The organism is Verrucomicrobia bacterium S94, assembly GCA_004299845.1.
Lineage (GTDB): Bacteria > Verrucomicrobiota > Kiritimatiellia > Kiritimatiellales > Pontiellaceae > Pontiella.
Map to the genome: position 1 here is coordinate 2,876,062 of CP036201.1, position 19,704 is coordinate 2,895,765.

The window sequence follows — 19,704 nt, forward strand, 5'->3', positions numbered from 1 at the left end:
GCACCTGAATTCCACAATCTGAAGATCCGCAGGCTGAAAATCAAAAATACGCTATATCTTCCCAGTCAACCGCCTCGGTGCGGCAAATGGACGTATAGTCATTATACGCGGCAATCAAAGGATCAACAGCGAAATCGCCCGCTTTCAATTTTCCGATATTGCGTTCCAGCGTCCGGAAAAACCCGGGCAGCATGCCCTCTTCATCCATTGGGATCAGGCTTTTCTGAAACTGCTTTCCAAGCCTTGAAAAATCGCGTTCGCAGATCAGATAGCCGGCTTCCGTCCGGGCATTGGCATCCGCCGTATTGACTTCCCCGAAAAACTGCTGCTGCGCCGCAAGCGCATACACCGGAAGCTGACAATCGAGATTCCGAATAATCTCTGCGATATATTCATCCCGCTTCGTGCGGGCCTTTGACGACCCTTTATAATCCAGTACCCGCACTTTCTGCAGTTCCCCCGTCTCCTCAAAAATAAGATCAATGCGATCGATAGCCCCATGCACTTTCGTGCAGCTCAGGTCAACCGCAGTCTCGCCCCCGAATTTCAGTTCAAACAGTGCCGGATAGCGGTTTTCAGCGGCGCAGGTTTCCACATCATAACGCACAAAATTCAACACCATCTCAAGAATCTTCCGCCGCTCCGCCGCCCAGATACCGGGATGTCCCAGTTGTTCCTCATCCATCATCCGGTTCGCCACATCAAGGGCAAAGGCTTCGTAGTCCGCACAACGCTCCGGATCAAACGCCGCCAGCGGAACGGCATCCACACCGCCTTCGCTCCGGCGGCTCCATCCTCTGGAAGTTTTAACAGCAAAAAGGCGCGGCGCATCGATCCCGGATGTTCCGTTGGCAACGGCCGAATAAATTTCGTAGAGAATGGAGTGAATCAGTCCTCCGCGCTCCATCGGATCGGGCGTATCGTCCGCCACGCGCGGATCATAAATCCCGAATACACGTTCGAGCAGAAAAATATAGCGGTTCTGCGCCAGCGCTTCCAATGCCGTCGCACTGAGCTCCTGTTTCTTTTCCAACCACCGGTTCACCTGATCCTTCAACGCCTCAATATGCCCGCAGTAGACCGACGGTTTACGGTCTTCAATGGCGGTTTCCAGATACTCCTCACGTTCCGCTTCCATCTGCAGCATTTGCACCAGATGCTCAAGCCGGCCGCTAACAGGCGTTGCACGTTCAATACCGTCGGCAGACCGCCCGCCTTGAACCGCCGACTGCAAGGCCTCATCTTCCGCCCTGCACAACGGAAGCGGGATAATCGGCAGGAACGACTCTCCAGGCATCGGCAGGCGATCTTCGGGAGTCGTTAACTGCTGCGATTGCCAATGATCTGAAATAAAATTATCTTCGGCCAGAACGATAAGCCGACACTGATCGTACGGACTGAGCCGCATTTCTTCCTGCGCCGGCCAGCCCGCCAGATTCCACAGTTTGCGGAAATATTCGCCTTCGCCTTTTTCATTCCCCTCCTGGTCAACGGCCTGATAGGAAAATACCAATTGTTCGCGCGCCATCCCCAGTGCCGTTAAAAAGAGTACTGACTGCTGTTCAAATAAAACATCGGCCTTTGGCAATGCCATTTTGGGCAGGTGGCGCCCCTGCTGCTCCAAATGAGTCCGCAACATAAAACGCTCCCGGTCATTCAGCAGTGCATCCTGTTGCGGAACCGCCGGAAATTCCCCTTCATTCAGTCCGGCGAAAAGCACCACATCGAAATCGAGCCCGACCGCATCATGAGGATTGATAATCCAGACCCCCTGCTCATGCGAATCGCGCGGCTTTACGGTTTCATTTTCCAGCAGTTTCTCGACCAGGTCCACCAGCTCGTCAAGCGGAAGTGCCTGACTGCCGATACACTCAAGTACGTCCTTCAGCCGCTGCAAGGCCTCCCGGTTAAAATGATCCTCCGGCTCAATCACTTTCGCATTCAGCTGCTGCAGAGCCTGCAGTCCGGACATGTCTTTAACCGGCATGCGTAAACGCGGCGGTTCCCGCAGGAGCCGTTCTGTTTCCGCCTCGCGGTCATCGAATGCAAGCACCGGGTTCCGCACCAGATCCAGCATGATGTTGCGCTCCGGCCGCAGTGGAAAAGCAAGCCATGCCATAAAGGATTTCACCACCGCCGATGAAAGTACCGGCCGACCGCGCCGGAAAAAATAAGGAATCTGAAAACGGCTGAAAACATTCGGAACAACATCCTGCACCTGTCCGATATTGGGAACGACCAGCGCAATTCGGTTTGCCGGAATGTGCAGCGTCTGGAGATTCCAGCAGATTCGCCGCGCAAGATCCTCTATTTCGCCATAAGTCCCGGCCGACCGCGAAAAACTGATGCGCGAGACATCCGACAAACTCAGGATTTCCGGACTGTTGACCGCCAGTGCGTCTCCAAGATCCTCCGTCCACATCGCCCAGGGTTCGGCCATAATCTCAGCCTGAATTTTCTGTCCAAGCCGATCCGCCGCCGCTTCCGCATGCGCATGCGGCAATGCCGATTCCACCGAAATTTTCAATTTCTGATTCAGCGCCGAAACACACTGTTCCTCAAACGGATTGAACCAGCGCACCGACCGGAACGTCAGACGGCTGCAGTCCCGCAGAATCGGCGGCCATTTATTCCGGTTTCCCCGCAGCAGTTTCAGAATCGCCCCATTCACGCCGATGGCATCGACAACCCCCTCCTGCTGCAACGTCGCACGCCAGATGCTCGCAAGCGTTCCCAGCTGATAAAGTCGGGACCCTTTGCGCTGCCCCAGCAGCCAGTTAATGATTTCCTGCGCATCGGCCGGAAGCGAAGCCAGTTCGGTGATCAGCTTTTCCAGCACCTCGGCCAATGCATTGGCCGAGAGTTTTCCCAGCGCCCCCTGCCCGGTGAAATGCCCGAAAGCCACTTCAACCACCTGCCGCTGTAGAAGCAGTTGCTGCACGGCCTCCATCGGCGTTCCTTTTATGGATGCGTAGGGCAGACAGATTTTCCGAAGCCTGGAAAATGTCGTATGGCCGGACGCGTCTACAAAGCCGCTTTTCAACGCTTCCTGCTGTTGAAAACGCCGCAACGCCAGCTCCGTCGGAAAAACAATCAGCTCATGAACGCGTTGCGGCATAATCCAAAGGGTGACTTAGAGTTTTTCGATGAAACGGGCGATGCGCACCATGGCTTCTTTGATCTCTTCGAGTGACGTCGCGTAGGAACAGCGGATGAAACCTTCGCCGCACTTGCCGAAAGCCGTTCCGGGAACACAGGCTACGTTCTGTTCATCAAGAAGCTTGAGGGCAAATTCCTTCGAAGTCATACCGAATTTTGAAATATCGGCAAAGGCATAGAATGCGCCGTCAGGATAGACACATGGAATTCCCATCTCTTCAAATGAGGAGTGGATGTAGTTCCGGCGCTTTTTATACTCGGCCTTCATGTACACAATATCGGCATCCGCACTTCTGAGAGCTTCCACTGCGGCCTCCTGACTCAGAATCGGCGCGCAGAGCATGGTGTACTGATGAATCTTCATCATCGCCTCGGTCAGTTCCGGCGGTGCACAGGTGAAGCCCATGCGGAAACCGGTCATGGCCCAGGCCTTGGAAAATCCGTGCAGATAAATCGTGCGTTCGCGCATGCCCGGAACCGAAATGATGCTGTAATGCTCTTTGTCGTAGGTAAGCTCGTCATAGATCTCATCGGTCAGCACAATCAGATCGTGTTCGATAGCAAAGGCCGCGATATCTTCAACATCGGCTTTTGAAAGCGCCACTCCCGTCGGATTGTTCGGATAATTGAGCAGCAGCACCTTGGTTTTTTCGGAAACATTTTTCTCCAGATCCTGACGGGTCAGACGAAAGCCGTTTTCTTTTCTGGTCTGTATGGCTACCGGCTTGCCGTGAGCAAACTGAATCAGCGGATTATAGGAAACATAGCTCGGCTCATGATAGAGCACTTCATCACCCGGCTCAACCAGTGCCCGGACCGCCAGATCGAGCCCTTCCGATACTCCGACGGTAACCAGCACTTCGGTTTCCGGGCGATAACGGACCCCGGTCTTCTTTTCCACATATTGTGAAATGCCGCGGCGCAGCGACAGCAGCCCCATATTCGAGGTATAACTGGTCTGCCCGCGCTCAAGCGCCAGCGTGGCGGCTTCGCGGATATGCCAGGGAGTGACGAAGTCGGGCTCCCCGATCCCCAGCGAAATTACATCTTCGCGGGAACTGACAATATCGAAAAAATCGCGGATTCCGGATCGTGGAATTTCATGAACGACTTTTGAAATACGGCTATGGAGAGACTTTGAGTCGTTCATCATCGTCTCCTGTATTCATCACGATACCGTTCTGTTTATAAGCTTTCATCATAAAATGGGTTGCGGTTGAGGTCACGCCGGGCATGGTGGAAAGTTTGTCGCTGACAAACCGGAAGGAATCCTGCATGGAACGGCCTTTAATAAAGAGCAGCAGATCAAAGCCGCCGGACATCAGAAAACAGGAATCCACTTCCGGAAATTTACTGATCCGGTCGGCAATTCGGTTAAACCCGCCCTCGCTTTCGGGCGTTACTTTGACCTCAATCACGGTCGTAACCAGCGAGGCATCCAGCTTTTCTTCGTTCACCACCGCCTGATAGGCGCGGATGATTCCTTCTTTTTCAAAATCGGCAATCTGCTTCCTTACGTCATCCGCCGATGTTCCCAGCATTTTGGCCAGATTTTCAGGCGATTCGAGCGCATTCTGTTTCAGCAGGTTCAGCAGTTCATTCATGGCTTGCACCTCTTGGTTATAGTTGAAAGTCCTGTGGATGGTATCGCTTTACATTAAAACGACCAAACCAAAAAAAACGCCCCGGCTACGGGGCGTTTGCAACGGGCTTACCGAATCGATTAAAAATCGTAGGCAATATTGACGCCGCCCCAGAATTTCTGGTCGTCTTCGTAAATCTCTTTCGCACCGTTTTCGATGGCCCCGCCATAAAGACCGGTGTAGGTCAGATTGAAGCTGGCAGTCAAGCCATCCAGAATCTCATAGGAAACGGTACCGTAAATGTTGTAGTCTACAAATCCCTTTTCTGCACTTGGGCTATAGTAAAACTTGTTGTAACGGGCATTACCCCACCCGGTAGAGACTCCGCCTTCAACGGAAAGATAATCGCTGATCTGGTAAGGAGCAGCAATATCGAACAGGATGTATGAACCATCAACCTCTTTGACGTCACCGAAGAAGGTCACGGAAGGAATGATATAATCCTGCAGGGTCAGCAAGTGGGCGGATGCAAAGAGCTCGGTGGTTGATTTGCCCTGTGCATAACCGGACTTGCTGTTTGCCGGGAACTGATAGTTGATCACCCCGATATCGAAAGAAATATCATTCAGATTGAGCGGAAGAGTGTATGCCAGCGAGAGGTCAATTTCCGAGAGATCATTTTCCACCCCGGTGTAGTTTCCGCTGAAGTCATAGTTCGCCCAGATATTGAAGCTGAAACCATACTGACTGACGGACAGCTGAGGCTGAAGTACCATATCCTGATCCTGAACGGTACCACGCCATACATAAGCGGACAACAGAGCCATTTCCGCAGTTATTTCGGGTTGACTGCGGTCATTCGAAGGCACCTGACCGACCATCACAACATCGTTTTGCGCATTCGAAACGCCTGCAGCAAATACTGCTACCATACCAACTATCATCAACTTCTTCATTGGAATAAAACCTCCTGTTAATCCGCATTTTAAATATCCATACCACGCCCATCGCGATATTTTGCGAAAACATCGTTTAAGATTGCAGTTGCCCATGGGTGTTGCAACCCATTTTCTTTTAAAATTATTGTTCACAGGACAGGGACCTGCAGCCTGTCGGCAAAAGATTTTCGAGACCATGCAAATGCTTTACTTCACCGATGCGCCGGCCCCGATTTCGCCCTCAACAGTAACCAGCTTCAGCCTGTCCCCGGCCGAAGCCGCCAACAGCATACCCTCCGATTTCACACCGCGCAGCTTGGCCGGCTTCAGGTTGGCTACCACCACGATGATTTTTCCGATGAGCTCTTCCGGTTTATAGTGCAGAGCAATACCCGCTACCAGCTGACGTTTTTCCGCACCGAGATCCACCTGCAGTTTCAACAGCTTATCGGCCCCTTCGATTTTCTCCGCCTCAAGCACCACGGCGGTTTTCAGATCCACCGCCATCACCTGATCAAACGTAATCAGACCGTCTTTCTGCGATTCATCTTTTTTCTTAGGCTGTTGCTGCTTCTGCTTTTTCGGTTTTTCAGCCGGCTTTTCCTCTTTCTTCTCCAGCTCAATACGCGGAAAAAGAGCTCCGGGCTGCGAAATGGGCGTACCCGCTTCGAGAACACCGAAAGTGGTCAGCTTATCGAGTTGCGGCCGGACATCCGCCATTCCGAGTGCCGAGCGTAACGCCGGCATTTTTTCCGGCATCACCGGATAGAGCAGTGCCGCACAGACCCGCAGACATTCCGCTGCCGTATAGAGACAGCAGGCAATCTGAGCTTCGTTCCCTTCTTTCCTGGCCAGACTCCACGGTGCACGTTCCTGCAGGTAGACATTGATTTTACGAACCACACCCATCACCGCCGCCACGGAAGCATCCAGCTTCATGTCGCTGATCATTCCGCCCATCTGTTCTGCAACCGCCGCAGTTTCAGCCCAGAGCGCTTCCTCCAGCGTCATGTCTATTCCGTCTTTTGAACATGGCGGAATTTTACCCTCGCAATAACGCGAAATCATGTTCAGCACGCGGTTGGTCACGTTGCCGAGGTCATTGGCCAGATCGGAATTATAGCGTTTCACAAACGCCTCCTCCGTGAACGATGCATCCTGCCCCAGCGTCATTTCGGCAATCAGGAAATACCGGAACGCATCAACACCGTATTTATCGATCATGTCCATCGGATTCACGACGTTGCCCAGCGATTTACTCATTTTGGTTCGGCCGGTCAGCCACCATCCATGCGCAAAAATGGATTCCGGCATTTCAACATTCATCGCTTTCAGCATCGTCGGCCAATAGACCGTGTGCGTCGTCAGAATATCTTTACCGATCAGGTGCGTGGAACACGGCCACCACTTCTTAAAGGTCTCTTCATCGGATTTATAGCCGACCGCGGAAATATAGTTAATCAGCGCATCGAACCAGACATAGGTCACAAATTCCGTATCAAACGGCAGCTCAATGCCCCACGCCAGACGCGACTTCGGCCGCGAAATACAGAGATCCTGAAGTTTCTTGTTTTTCAGAAAACCCAGCGTTTCATTGGCCCGGAACGCCGGCTGAATGAAACCGGGATGCTCCTCAATATACCGGATCAGCCAGTCCTGATATTTGCTCATGCGGAAAAAATAGTTGGATTCGATAATCTTATCCACCGGACGACCGCATTCCGGGCAGTTGCCATCCACCAGGTCTTTTTCCGTGAAGAAGCGTTCGCAGCCGACACAATACCAGCCTTCGTATTCCGCCTTATAGATTTCGTCACGATCAAAGAGTTCCTGCAGCGTTTCCTGCACCACCGTTTTATGACGCGGCTCCGTTGTCCGGATAAAATCATCATGCTGAATTTCGAGGCGTTTCCACAGCTCCTGAAAACGGACCACCGTCTGATCGCACTGTTCCTGCGGAGTAATTCCATTTGCCTCTGCCGCCTGCTGCACCTTCTGTCCGTGCTCATCCGTCCCGGTCAGGAACCAGGTCGGCACATCAAGCAGACGGTGATAACTCGCCAGCACATCGGCCAGAATCGTGGTGTACGAATGGCCGATATGCGGCTTGTCGTTCACATAATAAATCGGCGTGGTTACATAATATTTAGATGGTTTTTCGCTCATGGGACTTCTCTTCTTAAAAAATTAAAACGGACGGGCGATGATAGGCAGAATACCGGAAGATACAAGCGGAACTTAGAAGTCAACCTGTGAATTTCAGTTCCAGCCCTCTTTTCCGCCTCAGGCCCTCCGGACTCCGGCACCTCTCATCCCCTCCTGCCGCAAACAAAAATTTGAAAAAGAGCGGAAAGACCCTTCGGGTCTTCAGCGAAAACTGACGAACAGCACGAATCCAAAGAACAGGACGCGTCCATATACCCCCTGCTTCCCTCTGACTCCGTGTTGGCTTCTGTTTTGTTCAGCCCGGGGACTTCTGCTTACCGGACGACTGAACTGCAGAGCTTTTCGTTGAGCCGCTTTTCAAGCACCGGACAAAACAGCTCCCAGTCCTCCGTTTCATTCAACCTATCGAGCGCGATTGTGCGCTGTTTGGGTTTCTCCACCCGTTCCTGATAATCGAAGAGTCCGCCGGCACTGTTGTGTTTTCTGCATTTCATAAGTATAGGTTCATCTTTGTATCAAACCTGCAGCGGAAGTTTTTAGATGCGCCCCGCAATCTGTCATTCTTAATAAGCCTATTCCCTCTTCAATGAAATATGCATTAGATGTTGCGATTTCTCACATTTCAGAGTTGCCTGCAGAATTCCCGACGCTATCCTAGACCGCATTAGTACTAATTGAGATCCAACCAAGTAATATAAGGAGAACACCATGAACGTTGATCAGCACCTGAAAGTGGCCACGTGGCACATCGAACAGGCGCGTCTTCACGCCACCGTTGAAGAAGGCCACAAATGCGGCTGCCCGCTGAACGATGACTATGCGAAAATCATCGAACAGGTTGAGTCCGGCAACATTGTCGACGAAGGTCACTAAGCCGAACCGCTCAATCTGAGCCTGAAGAACCGCCCATTGCCAGGCGGTTCTTTTTTGTATCCCGAAGCATTCAGCCTGCTCCGTAAACCTCAACCCGTTACTCTCCACAGAATCCGCCCTTCCGAACCCCTCTTCCAGTCCCGGAAACCATCGACGACACAGCTCCGGTTTCCATCCGCAGCAACAGATACTCATGCTACGCCGCTGAACTCATGCTGCGATGTACATTAATGACCCGCACAATCTGCAGAACATTTTTTTATGCAAATACACTTGTCTTAAGTGCGTTTATAATTAGTTTACGATGCCTATTTTCTGAAAAAATACAGAAAAAGGGATAAATACAGATTATTTTACCCGAATGAGCCGCCCGACAGACAATCACGCTGCCGGGCGGCTCATTCGGGTTTTTGTGCATTTTGCAAATGCACCTTTAACAGAAAAACAACCAGAAAAGGAAAAACAGGACAGACCATGAAATACGCAGTATTCGTTACATCGTTATTAACAGCTCTGATAGCTCATGACGCTCAATCGGCCGCAATTGAAGTTTCCGGCGTGCAGACGTATGTCGGAGGGACAACCGACGTTACCGGAAGTGGTAGCACAGGTAATTTTTCTCTTGGAACCGGAGTGGGCAGCTATGCCGTCTTTGATATGCAGATAGACGGAAGCGATTATGCAGACCTGCGGGTCAGCTATATTGCTGACGACGGGGGGATCGGCTCAAATGTAATGATTGCACAGACCTCTAACAGTCAGAACCTTAAGGATACCGGAACTGTTTCCATCCTGTTTAATATCGGAAACAGCTCCGGAGGTGGCGGAACCTTTCAGTTCGACTGGTTTACAGCCGGATCATTTGTCAACGGTGTAGAACAGTCCGGCAGCTCTCTGCTGACCGATTCCATTCTCTACACCACATTCGACATCGACTACGAACAGTATGTTGCGACCGATTCCAGCCAGCTGAATTATTACGCACTGGATGACGACACCATACTGACCGCTGACCTCAATGAAACGACTGGTATGCTCAACATCAAGGACAATGATGCAAATTCGACCTTTGATAACCCGGAAACAGCAGCCCAGTTCATGACCACAGGTACCGCTTCCCATCAGTTTGAAATGGGCAAACAATTCGAAGACGGAAACGCACTGTTTATGTTCGAATTCAGGGATCCCAGTGAAGTTCTCGCGGAAACAGGCTTTAATCCGGTTCAGGTCAGCATCCCGGAACCCTCTTCCGTCACGCTGTCCGCTCTGACCCTTGTCGCGGCCTTTGGATTACGCCGTATTTTCCGAATTTAATCTGCGAATATACGCAGGCAGAGGCGGGAGGCGTGTCCTTCCGCTTTTTTATTTCTTCATCTCAAGCATGCTTTTCAGGTAGAGCGATCCGGTCACCACGACGAGACGGTCGGCTTCTGATGCCCACCTTTTCGCGGAAGACCAGGCGTCGGCGACGGACCGGGCCTCGGCATCAATACCCGCCACACCGCACTGCAGCGACGCCTGCTCAGCGGTTGTACCGCGTGGGGCATCAATGCCCACCGTCCAGGCTTTCGCAATCAGCGGCTTCAGCGCCCTCAGAAACTCCACGGAATCCTTGTCGTCGAGAAATCCGAAAATGAACCCGATCTGCTTTTTCGGGTAGAGTTCCTTCAAAGTTTTGGTCAATGCCCGGCCGGCCGATGGATTATGCGCACCATCGAGAATCATCAGCGGCTCTTTTTCCAGCGTCTGAAACCGTGCGCCCCACTGTACCGATTCCAGCCCCTTTTTAAACGCAAGCCCGCAACCGACGATGTCTGAAAAAATTTCAAGAGCCGCAACGGCCACCCCCGCATTTTCGCGCTGACATTCTCCAAGCAGAGGCAAATTTACCGGCGGCAGATTCTGAGAATGCGTCTCAATCTTCAGTTTCTGCGGAGCAGCGATCCGGCTGACCGCCACGGCCTCAGCACTTGCGAGGATCGGAACACCGGCTTTTTTCAGCACAGCCATGGCCGCATCGCACTGCGGCGCGGAAACCACCGGTCGTCCCGACTTGATGATGCCCGCCTTTTCCGCAGCAATCTCTTCGACGGAATTTCCGAGAAAATGGGTGTGGTCAATGTCGATATGCGTGATAACCGAGATCAGCGGAATTACCACATTCGTCGCATCCCAGCGACCTCCCATACCCGTTTCAATGATGGCGATATCAACCTTTTCATCCGCGAAATACTGAAAAGCAATCGCCGTGGAAATTTCAAAAAATGTAGCACCGCGCAGGCCGGTAGACACCTCCACTTCATCCGCCGTTTTTTCCAGCGTCTGGATATAAGCGTTGAGTTTTTCCTCCGCAATCTCTACTCCATTAACACGAAAACGCTCTGAAAAACGGATCAGGTGCGGAGAGGTGTAAAGACCGGTTTTAAATCCCGACGCACGCAGAACGGATTCAATCATCGCACAGACGGAGCCTTTTCCATTGGTCCCGGCCACATGAATAACCGCCAGTTTCTGATGGGGATTTTCCAGCGCCTCCAGCAATGCAGTAATAACTTCAAGGCCGGGCTTAATGCCGGCCGTTGTGCGTTTGAACAGTTTTTCGTACTGGCCGCTCATCGTAAATGCCCCGCAGACCTTAAAAAAACGGAAATCTAAATGCTGAAATCGACAATGAGCGGCGTTGCCGCATTAGTTGTCACAAAGATAGTCAAGAATCAGAATCATCTGCTCGCGGAGCTCACTGCGGGGAATCACTCTGTCGATCAGGCCGTGATCCTGCAGAAATTCCGAACGCTGGAATCCTTCCGGCAGATCCTGCTGCGTGGTCTCTTTAATCACGCGCGGCCCGGCAAATCCGATCAGCGCCTCCGGCTCGGCCACAATCAGGTCGCCCAGTGTGGCAAATGAAGCCATCACCCCCGCCATGGTTGGATGGGTCAGAATCGGAATAAACGGAAGACCGGCACTCGCATGACGGGCCAGCGCGGCAGAAGTTTTCGCCATCTGCATCAAACTCAGCAATCCTTCATACATGCGGGCACCACCGGATGCACAGACGAGCAGCACCGGCCGCCCTTCTTTGGTAGAACGTTCGATCAGATAGGTGATCCGCTCACCGACCACACTGCCCATGGAAGCTCCGAGAAAGGAAAAATCCATTACCCCAAGACCGATCTCCCGGCCGTTCAGTGTGCAGCCGCCCACCGTAACAGCGTCATCCCAGCCCGTTTTTTTCTGATTGGCTTCCAGTTTCTCGATATAGGACTGTTTACCGGTAAATCCGAGCGTATCCACCGATTTAATGCCGGCAGCCCATTCTGTGAAGCTACCCTCATCCGACAGCAAATCAATACGCGCCTTACGCGGAAGGGTGAAATGATGACCGCATTTAATACAGACTTCCAGGTTTGCCGAGACCTCTTCCTTATAAACAATTTCCGAGCAGGATGGACATTTCATCCAGAGCCCATCCGGCACATCGCGTTTTTTCACGGTGATGGTGGAATAGTTTTTCTTACTGCCGCCAAACAAAGCCATTATCAGATCCTCTCGTTATCCGCGCGCCACCGTCAGCACATGTACTGACGCTGCCCCACCCTTTTTCAGGGCTTTTGCGCATGCATTCACGGTCGCCCCCGTGGTCATCACATCGTCAACCAGCAGAATGCGATTTCCTGCCGGCCGTTGCTCTCTCCTAGTCTCAAAAGCGTTCTTGACGTTACTAAGCCGCTGAGGGGCTGTCAAATTTGTTTGCGTAGCCGTCGGCCGAATTCGGCGCAGTATTCCGGACATCAATTTCACCTTCATCCGTTTTGCCAGTGCCCGGGCCAGCTCGGCCGACTGATTATAACCCCGCTCCCGCCGACGGACATGAAACAGCGGAACCGGCACCACACCATCCACCTCCAACCCTGGAAACTCGGCCTGCAGGCAGTTAAACAGGATCTGCGCCAAATCGGGAACCAGATGTAGCGCGTGTTCATATTTGAGCTGGCGCAGTGCCTCGCCAACCACCCCTTCGTAACGCACCGCCGAACGCGCCGCATCGAAAGCAGGTTTTTCCGCCGAGCAGGAATAGCAGATAAAACCGTGTTCCACAGAACCGGCAACGGGATCCCCGCACAGGGCGCAGAACGGAGGCTCAACCATGGAAGCGGCGGACCAGCAGTCCCAGCAGATAAACCGGAAGGTCGAAGGAGCAGAAACCCCGCAACCGATACAGTTACGGGGATACAGCATATCCAGCCAGCCGGTCATATCCCTAATTATTCGGAGAGAATGGGATTCGGAATAATATGCGTCGGAATCATGACCGGCACATCCACATCCTTAACCCAGTAAATATTACCTTTGAGCAGCACCGGATAATTCAGAAACTTCTCCATCTGATTGATGTCCCCCCGAATCAGACAAATCGTTTCCTCGAAGGTGTCCGTTTTGAGCACCAGTTTATACAGTCCGGGATTTGCCCGACGGATAATGCCCGGATACTCGTCGGCCTCACCCTGTTTCCGCGCTTTGTCGAGCGACATCAGAAACGCCGGAGTCTCCGCCTTCGCCGGCGCTTCCGCCACTTCCTCTTTCAGCTCCTCCTGCACTTCCGGCTCCGGCTCTGGTTTCGGCTCCGGTTCCGCAGTCGCAACAGACTTCGGTTTTGGCGGCTGAATGATTTCGGAATAATCGGAACTGATCCAGACCCGGGTGCCTTTCGGCGGCGCAATTTTCACCCATCCATTAAACTCTCCGCGAACATCAACGAGCTCATCCCGCAGCACAATCGTCACGACATTATAGTTCTGACTCGGACCGGACCGCACATTCAGCTTTTTGGGAAGCACCTTTCCGTTATCCACATACTCCCCGAAAACCCAGAAATTGAGATTGCTCGGAGCCTGCACCGCATACCAGCCGTTGGTATGGTCGATATAAAGCAGTTCCTCGCCACGCATTGCCCGGTCAAGCAGCTCGCCCTCAAGACCGGGCTGAGCACGGATACTGACTCGATCCCCCGTCACTTTGACACGCGGATAGACATTCGACTGAGCAAATGCGGTGCCGGCGGCGACCGCGAGAAATAGCATTAAAATTTTCATTATTTCCACCCCTTGGAAGTTTAAAGCGCAAACAGGGTGCGCGCGTTTTCTGCCGTTAATTCAGCCACGGATTCTAACGGAATCCCTTTCAGTTCCGCAAGTTTTTCAGCAGTGTGAACCACATAGGCCGGTTCACAGCGATTCCCCCGCATCGGCACCGGCGCCAGATACGGCGAATCTGTTTCAATCAGCAGCCGGTCATCCGGCACATACTGCACCATTTCACGCAATGCACCCGCATTATTAAACGTCAGAATTCCACTGAAACTGATATAGAGCCCCAGATCCAGCACGGCCCGGGCGAATTTTTCATCGCGCGTAAAACAGTGCAGCACACCACGGCACAGCTCATCGCCCTTCCAGGCCTCGGAAAAATCCCGCAGCAGGCTGATGGTATCCTCGTCAGCATCACGCGAATGCACCACCACCGGCTTTTCAAATTCAACGGCCAACGCCAGATTTTCATTGAACAGCTTTTTCTGTTCTGCCGCCGTATCGGCCGTGTAATAATAATCCAGCCCCGTTTCACCGACCGCCTTCACCATCGGGTCTTCCAGCAATTCGCGGAGGCTGGAAAAATCGAGTTCGTGGGTCGCCTCGTCGCGGTCGTAACCGGCACAGCCGAAAATCCGGCCGGGATATTCGCCGGCCAGGCGGGCGGAACGCGCATTGGCCTCAGCACTTCCGCCGATGGCAATCATTTCGTGCACTCCCGCTTCTTTTGCGGCAGCCAGAATTTCTTCAAGCGTGCCGTCTTTATCAAAACAGTCAAAATGTACATGTGAATCAATAAACATAATGCGCGGCAGTAAAGCGGAACCGGCGGGCGGCCTGCGAGAATTATTCCCCGGAATCAGCCTACTTTTATTTGCGGGGAGAATCTCCACGACAAGAAACTTTGACAGCCATAGGAAGAATATGCGTATCTTTACCCTCATATTTCAAAAATAACTTTTGCGTTTTACGCAATTTGTTCCACCTGAAAATCGCCAGTTTACAGCCAAGGAGCAGATGCGTTGGGACGCGCCCACTCGGGCGCGGCTTCGGCATAATTCTTGGCGGGTGTCTGGCGATACCTCAGGTGGAGTGTGTTTGGGGTCGCGCCTCTTCTCTTGGGGAGGTGCATAATCAGTAGAGAGGAATCGTCATGAAAGTGGGTCTTCGTTATTTTTTTTATGCTCACCACGCTATCGGCATTTGCCACCCCGCCTACTCCACCGTTGCCGGGTGGAGGGGGAGATGGTTCCGGCGGGGACGGGGAAGCGGTGCCGCCCTCGCCGCCGGAGCTACGGTTTAAAACCGGCGTTGATTTCGGAACACATGCTGAACTGTTCGAACGGGATCATCTCCTCTACGACCCGTGGCGCATTAGGGAGGATCGTATGGCGGTTACCGGGGAAACGTATTTTGCATGGACTGATCATACGGCGAGCAATGTGAACCACCGCTTCTACATTTTCAACAGTCTGCTCAACGATACGGACGGGGATGGTTTTACGGATTTGCGCGAGACGATGTTCGAGGGCACCAGCCCCACCAATTTTAACCATGTGGATGTGGACAACGACGGCATGCACGACTGGAATGAACGCCTATTTTTTGGTTCCCTCGATGAGGGAGCCGAGGGTGATTTCGATGAAGACGGGCTGGAAAATGCCGAGGAAATGGAATACCGAACCTCCGGCTATGGCGCCCCACGGGTCGTTATCTATTCCGATCCCGCCAATCCGGATACGGACGGCGACGGGATGGATGACTATTATGAAACCGTCACCGAATCCTGGCTCGATCCCACCGATCCGCGCGATGCGGACTGGGACCGGGACCGCGACGGCCTGAGCAACCTTGAGGAATATCACCTCGGAACAGATCTTCGGGAAGAGGACACGGATGGGGACGGTTTTTCAGATTATGAAGAACACCACTTCGGCCTTGATCCGCTTAACGCATGGCCCTCGGAACGGACTGTGGATTCGGACGGCGACGGCATGCCCAACGGGTACGAACTCGAAAACTACCTGAATGCGTTCGATGCTTCCGATAAATTCGAAGACATGGATAATGATGGCCTTTCAAACTTTTACGAGTATGAAAACGATCTGCTTGCCGGAAACTGGGACACCGACGCAGACGGTTTTTCCGACGGCATTGAGGTGGACTGGGGCACCGACCCCAAGGTCTGGGATGATCCTGAATCCGATGACGATGAAGATGTCTTGAACCTGAGAGCAGAGTATCAGTTCGGCACCAACCCCGGGATGGCCGACTCCGACGGAGACGGAATATCGGATGGAACGGAAGCCGGCCAGGGTTCCAACCCCGCCGACGGTTCCGACAGCGGCGAAGAACCCGAGGTCGACGATACCACGCAGCTCAAACTCACTGTGGGAGACCATTCCACCAGTGAGTCCGAAATCTATGAAATGACGGTATCCGGAGAACGCACCATCCGGCTCAACTCCGGCACCTACGGCGAAGTGGTCAGTGAAACCTTCACGTTCAAACGGGGCGAAACCTATACGGTTACGATCCGGCATATCGGTACCTCGCCCGAACAGCTCGAAAAATACAACAAACCCGACTTCGACTACACCGCACTTGTTAGTTTTGAGAATGGCTGGGTTCTTGATGATACGGAGGGTATTTTGCGGGTGCGCAGCAACTATGGCTCCGACTCTTTCCGTGCCGCGGGTAAACAGGCCAAAGTACACGCAGTGAAACTTAAGCTTGAAATGCAAAACCGCGATGACGGGTGGGTATCCTCCGGTCAGAAGGCTGTAGAAGTCATGGTCGGCGAAACATTCGGGTTCCGAGCCACAGTAAAACCTGAAGCCATTGCAGCCGATAACCCTGTCAGTTGGTCAGGACAGGCCACCGGTGCCGGAGATGAAGTGGATGTGAGTTTTGACAGTCCTTCCCCAAGTTACCAAGACCCCCATTCCGTGGTGGCAACGCTGGCCGGACATTCGGTTACCAGTAAGGTGGCCGTGGCCGCAGATATAAAGCGGGCATACAGTGCTGCGCAGGAAAATTATTCTCCAAGCAGTCTGTCGGACTTATCTATTTTAGATTTAAGGCACCTACGATAGACTGGTTTAGTCTTAACGGATTAGACTTATGGCTACTCGACTCAAAAACCTCGACCGCAATACCCCGATGCTTTTACCGCCGGATCTTCGCGACTGGATTCCTCAGAACCACATCGTTCATTTTCTGATTGATGCCGTGGAACGGCTTCCGAGCGAAAACTTCCACGTCAACCGGCGGGGAACCGGCGACGAGCAGTATCCACCGCGCATGATGCTGACCCTGCTCATCTATTGCTACGCTACAGGCCGCTTCTCCTCGCGCGTGATTGAGGAGGCATCCTGGTCGGATGTCATCGTTCGTTATATCTGCGGGGGCGACCTGCATCCCGATCACGACACCATCTGCACGTTCCGCCGTACGAATCGCGAGCTGTTCGAAAAGGCTTTCGTGCAGGTGTTGCTTATGGCGCAGGAGACCGCCGGGCTCAAGAAGGTCGGCACCGTGAGCATCGACGGCACCAAAATCAAGGCCAATGCCAGCAGGCACTCCGCCGTCAGCTATAAATACGCAGGCGAGCAGATCGAACTGCTGCGCCGGGAGGTTGAGCAACTCACGGCCAAAGCCGAACAAATCGACAACGTTCCGCTCGACGACGGGCTGAGCATTCCAGACGAAATCGTCCGGCGCGAAGACCGAATCAAGAGCTTGGAGCAAGCCCGCTCCATCATCGAGGAGCGTTACAAAGAAGAACACCTGCAGAAACAAGCGGACTACGAAAAGAAGAAATCCAGGCGCGACGACCAACGTAGAAATGGACGCAAACCGCGCGGCAAGGAGCCCCAGCCTCCATCGGAAACGCCGCCCGACCACAAGCAGTACAACTTCACCGATCCCGAAAGCCGGATCATGAAAGCCGGGAACGGAAACCACTTCGAGCAGGCCTATAACGCACAGGCCGCAGTCGATACCGAAACCTATCTGATCGTCGGCCAGCTCGTCACCGACGCACCCAACGACAAGCAGCAACTCAACCCCGTGCTCGAAAGCATCCCTGCCGAGGTTGCCGATCCGGAAAACGTTCTTGCCGATACCGGCTACTACAGCGAAGACGCCGTCAGGAAAGCGGAGGCCAACGCTGGTCCGAGCGTTTATTGCGCCATGGCCAAAAGTGGACACCACGTCAGCGTCGCCGATCTTGAAAAACAATCCATCGCCCTTGCGCCGCCGCCGGACGCATCCGCAAAGGAGCAGATGGCCCACCGCCTCAATACGCCCGAAGGCAAAGCACTCTATAAAAAACGTAAGCAGACCGTGGAGCCCGTCTTCGGGATCATCAAGGAAGTCCTCGGCTTCCGCCGGTTCTCTATGCGAGGGAAAGAGAAGGCCGAAACCGAATGGAGCCTCGTCTGCCTCAGCTACAATCTAAAGAAAATCTTCACCCTATCGGGAAGGTGCGCCCCGGAACGACCGCTCCGAACCGCAAAACAGCACGCCAAGGCCTTGGCGCGACCTATTCTCGCGTTTTCCCGGGTTAAATCCTGCATCGAGATGAATTATTTGGCTTCAGCAGAAAAGTCTTTCGTAGTTTTGCAGTCAGGCAGTGTTTTAACTCCGACAGGCTGCTAGCCAAATTGATGTTCGGACTTATGAGCTGAAGACCCCCCTCTATACGTGGTTCGGTTTTTTTATTCCTGGGGGAGGAGGCTTACTCAGGTATGAACAGATTGGCGTCGCTACTTGGCAGTATGAGGCAAGTAGGGATGGAAACAATCAACCAACGGGAATAACCCGCCACACCGAATGGGAACCGCCTCTGAAACATGGTTTGCAGTATACCATCACCAACTCGCTGGGAAGTGCCAGCTATGATCGGGAAACGGTAGATCTCCACTGCCAACAATATCTTGATGTGCGCGAGGAAAAACTGGACCTCATCAATACCCTGCATGCCGATGCCAACACCCTGCTGGGGGAAAATGCCGCGATGCGGATCGACCTTCCCCAACAATATCCAAATTATAATTCGACGCTCACCGAGGTGTTCGGACTGTTTGATGATCGCGCCGAGGTGTTCAACGAACGTGAGCACCTGCAGACGGCAAAAGATATACTGGACCTGAAAAGTAAATATGTGGATACGCCCAAAGAAATCATCCAGACGATTGGGACGGGGTTCAGCCCCCAGCGGATTGCCATGATGGTCTACGGTTCGGTCGTGACTGCGGCGATCTATGAACAGGGCATGGCCGAGACCGCTCTTCAGATTCAGCAGTACGATGGCCAGATTAATGCAAAACTCTCCAGCATTTCAGGTGCTATCCAAGGGTTGAACCAAATGCGCCAGAATGATTTGCTGGCCTACGGCTACAAAGCCGAAGCTGCCGGGCACGATAAGTTGCTCGACGAACTGCATACCGAACTCACCACCAAGGAAGGGCTGCCTGAGTCAAGGGGTCAGGTCTGCACTTTGCACACTTTTTCAAGCCTCTTCATCGCATGCTGTATCTGAGAATCCGCTTTTGAGCGCATGATAAATCTCCGAAGCCCCATGTTCACTGCACTATAATCGCGGTATCCACATTTACCGGCAATCTCTTTCAAGGTCATCCCAGCAAATCTCTGCGCTCCCCAATAAACCAAAAAACGCCCCCACTCACCTCGAGCCTGCTGCTCCTCCCAGCTCTTTCCGCAGATCTGCTCCACCTCCGAAATCACCCGTTCCCAGGAAACCCGTTGGCGTAACTCTCTGTTGCCGGCAATATCCCGGTCTGTTGCTGTACATATTGATTTGATCTGCTCCAGAAACGCTTCACTTCCAATAGCCAAGCGGTTCTTGAGTTGATTCTCAAACCGCTCTTCATG

15 protein-coding genes and 1 pseudogene are annotated in these 19,704 nt (G+C 52.9%); 4 read left to right on the forward strand and 12 right to left on the reverse strand.

The genetic code is table 11. From position 1 onward, the window contains the following. Nucleotides 1–40: 40 nt before the first annotated feature. The 6 genes from EGM51_12550 to EGM51_12575 all read right to left on the reverse strand — a co-directional run bounded on the left by EGM51_12550 (nucleotide 41) and on the right by EGM51_12575 (nucleotide 8,340). On the reverse strand, nucleotides 41–3,118 hold the full coding sequence (locus tag EGM51_12550) for a hypothetical protein (GenBank protein QBG48180.1): 3,078 nt from the start codon (nucleotides 3,116–3,118) through the stop codon (nucleotides 41–43). Between the two features lie 15 nt (nucleotides 3,119–3,133). Next, nucleotides 3,134–4,309 carry an aminotransferase class I/II-fold pyridoxal phosphate-dependent enzyme gene (locus EGM51_12555; GenBank protein QBG49310.1) on the reverse strand — a complete coding sequence of 392 codons (1,176 nt, stop codon included), beginning with the start codon at nucleotides 4,307–4,309 and terminating at the stop codon, nucleotides 3,134–3,136. Further along, entirely contained in the window at nucleotides 4,284–4,763 is a 480-nt protein-coding gene (locus tag EGM51_12560) for an Lrp/AsnC family transcriptional regulator (protein ID QBG48181.1), read from the reverse strand. The genes EGM51_12555 and EGM51_12560 overlap by 26 nt, the downstream gene beginning before the upstream one ends. A 119-nt stretch (nucleotides 4,764–4,882) precedes the next feature. Then, nucleotides 4,883–5,878, reverse strand: coding sequence for a hypothetical protein (locus EGM51_12565; GenBank protein QBG48182.1), 996 nt, complete (start codon nucleotides 5,876–5,878; stop codon nucleotides 4,883–4,885). A gap of 9 nt (nucleotides 5,879–5,887) precedes the next feature. After that, the gene (gene metG, locus EGM51_12570) at nucleotides 5,888–7,846 is read right to left on the reverse strand and encodes a methionine--tRNA ligase (protein QBG48183.1); all 1,959 of its coding nucleotides are present in this window, start codon (nucleotides 7,844–7,846) and stop codon (nucleotides 5,888–5,890) included. 314 nt (nucleotides 7,847–8,160) lie between these two features. After that, on the reverse strand, nucleotides 8,161–8,340 hold the full coding sequence (locus EGM51_12575; GenBank protein QBG48184.1) for a hypothetical protein: 180 nt from the start codon (nucleotides 8,338–8,340) through the stop codon (nucleotides 8,161–8,163). 853 nt (nucleotides 8,341–9,193) lie between these two features. On the opposite strand from EGM51_12575, the gene EGM51_12580 reads away from it, so the two are divergent. Beyond that, nucleotides 9,194–10,033 (forward strand): hypothetical protein, encoded by an 840-nt coding sequence (locus EGM51_12580; protein ID QBG48185.1) that lies wholly within the window; start codon nucleotides 9,194–9,196, stop codon nucleotides 10,031–10,033. A gap of 48 nt (nucleotides 10,034–10,081) precedes the next feature. Here the strand turns inward: EGM51_12580 and EGM51_12585 are convergent, their stop codons facing one another. The 5 genes from EGM51_12585 to EGM51_12605 all read right to left on the reverse strand — a co-directional run bounded on the left by EGM51_12585 (nucleotide 10,082) and on the right by EGM51_12605 (nucleotide 14,750). Next, a complete protein-coding gene (locus EGM51_12585; protein ID QBG48186.1) occupies nucleotides 10,082–11,335 on the reverse strand; it encodes a bifunctional folylpolyglutamate synthase/dihydrofolate synthase in 1,254 nt (417 codons plus the stop codon). Nucleotides 11,336–11,407: 72 nt separating this feature from the next. Next, complete coding sequence (locus EGM51_12590) at nucleotides 11,408–12,256, reverse strand: acetyl-CoA carboxylase carboxyltransferase subunit beta (protein QBG48187.1); 849 nt, start codon at nucleotides 12,254–12,256, stop codon at nucleotides 11,408–11,410. Between the two features lie 15 nt (nucleotides 12,257–12,271). Beyond that, nucleotides 12,272–12,976 carry a ComF family protein gene (locus EGM51_12595; protein QBG48188.1) on the reverse strand — a complete coding sequence of 235 codons (705 nt, stop codon included), beginning with the start codon at nucleotides 12,974–12,976 and terminating at the stop codon, nucleotides 12,272–12,274. A gap of 8 nt (nucleotides 12,977–12,984) precedes the next feature. After that, complete coding sequence (locus EGM51_12600) at nucleotides 12,985–13,812, reverse strand: SH3 domain-containing protein (GenBank protein QBG48189.1); 828 nt, start codon at nucleotides 13,810–13,812, stop codon at nucleotides 12,985–12,987. A 20-nt stretch (nucleotides 13,813–13,832) separates the two neighbouring features. Then, nucleotides 13,833–14,750, reverse strand: coding sequence for a TatD family deoxyribonuclease (locus tag EGM51_12605; GenBank protein ID QBG48190.1), 918 nt, complete (start codon nucleotides 14,748–14,750; stop codon nucleotides 13,833–13,835). Nucleotides 14,751–14,987: 237 nt separating this feature from the next. Here EGM51_12605 and EGM51_12610 point away from each other — a divergent pair, with 237 nt between their 5' ends. From EGM51_12610 to EGM51_12620, 3 genes and pseudogenes are all read left to right on the forward strand, one after another. Next, nucleotides 14,988–16,901, forward strand: a complete 1,914-nt coding sequence (locus EGM51_12610; GenBank protein QBG48191.1) for a hypothetical protein — start codon at nucleotides 14,988–14,990, stop codon at nucleotides 16,899–16,901. A gap of 28 nt (nucleotides 16,902–16,929) precedes the next feature. Then, nucleotides 16,930–18,285 (forward strand): annotated as a pseudogene (locus tag EGM51_12615) (DDE transposase). 382 nt (nucleotides 18,286–18,667) lie between these two features. Continuing rightward, nucleotides 18,668–19,351, forward strand: a complete 684-nt coding sequence (locus tag EGM51_12620; GenBank protein QBG48192.1) for a hypothetical protein — start codon at nucleotides 18,668–18,670, stop codon at nucleotides 19,349–19,351. Here EGM51_12620 and EGM51_12625 read toward each other — a convergent pair. Then, nucleotides 19,297–19,668, reverse strand: coding sequence for a hypothetical protein (locus tag EGM51_12625; GenBank protein ID QBG48193.1), 372 nt, complete (start codon nucleotides 19,666–19,668; stop codon nucleotides 19,297–19,299). The genes EGM51_12620 and EGM51_12625 overlap by 55 nt on opposite strands. Nucleotides 19,669–19,704: the final 36 nt, after the last annotated feature.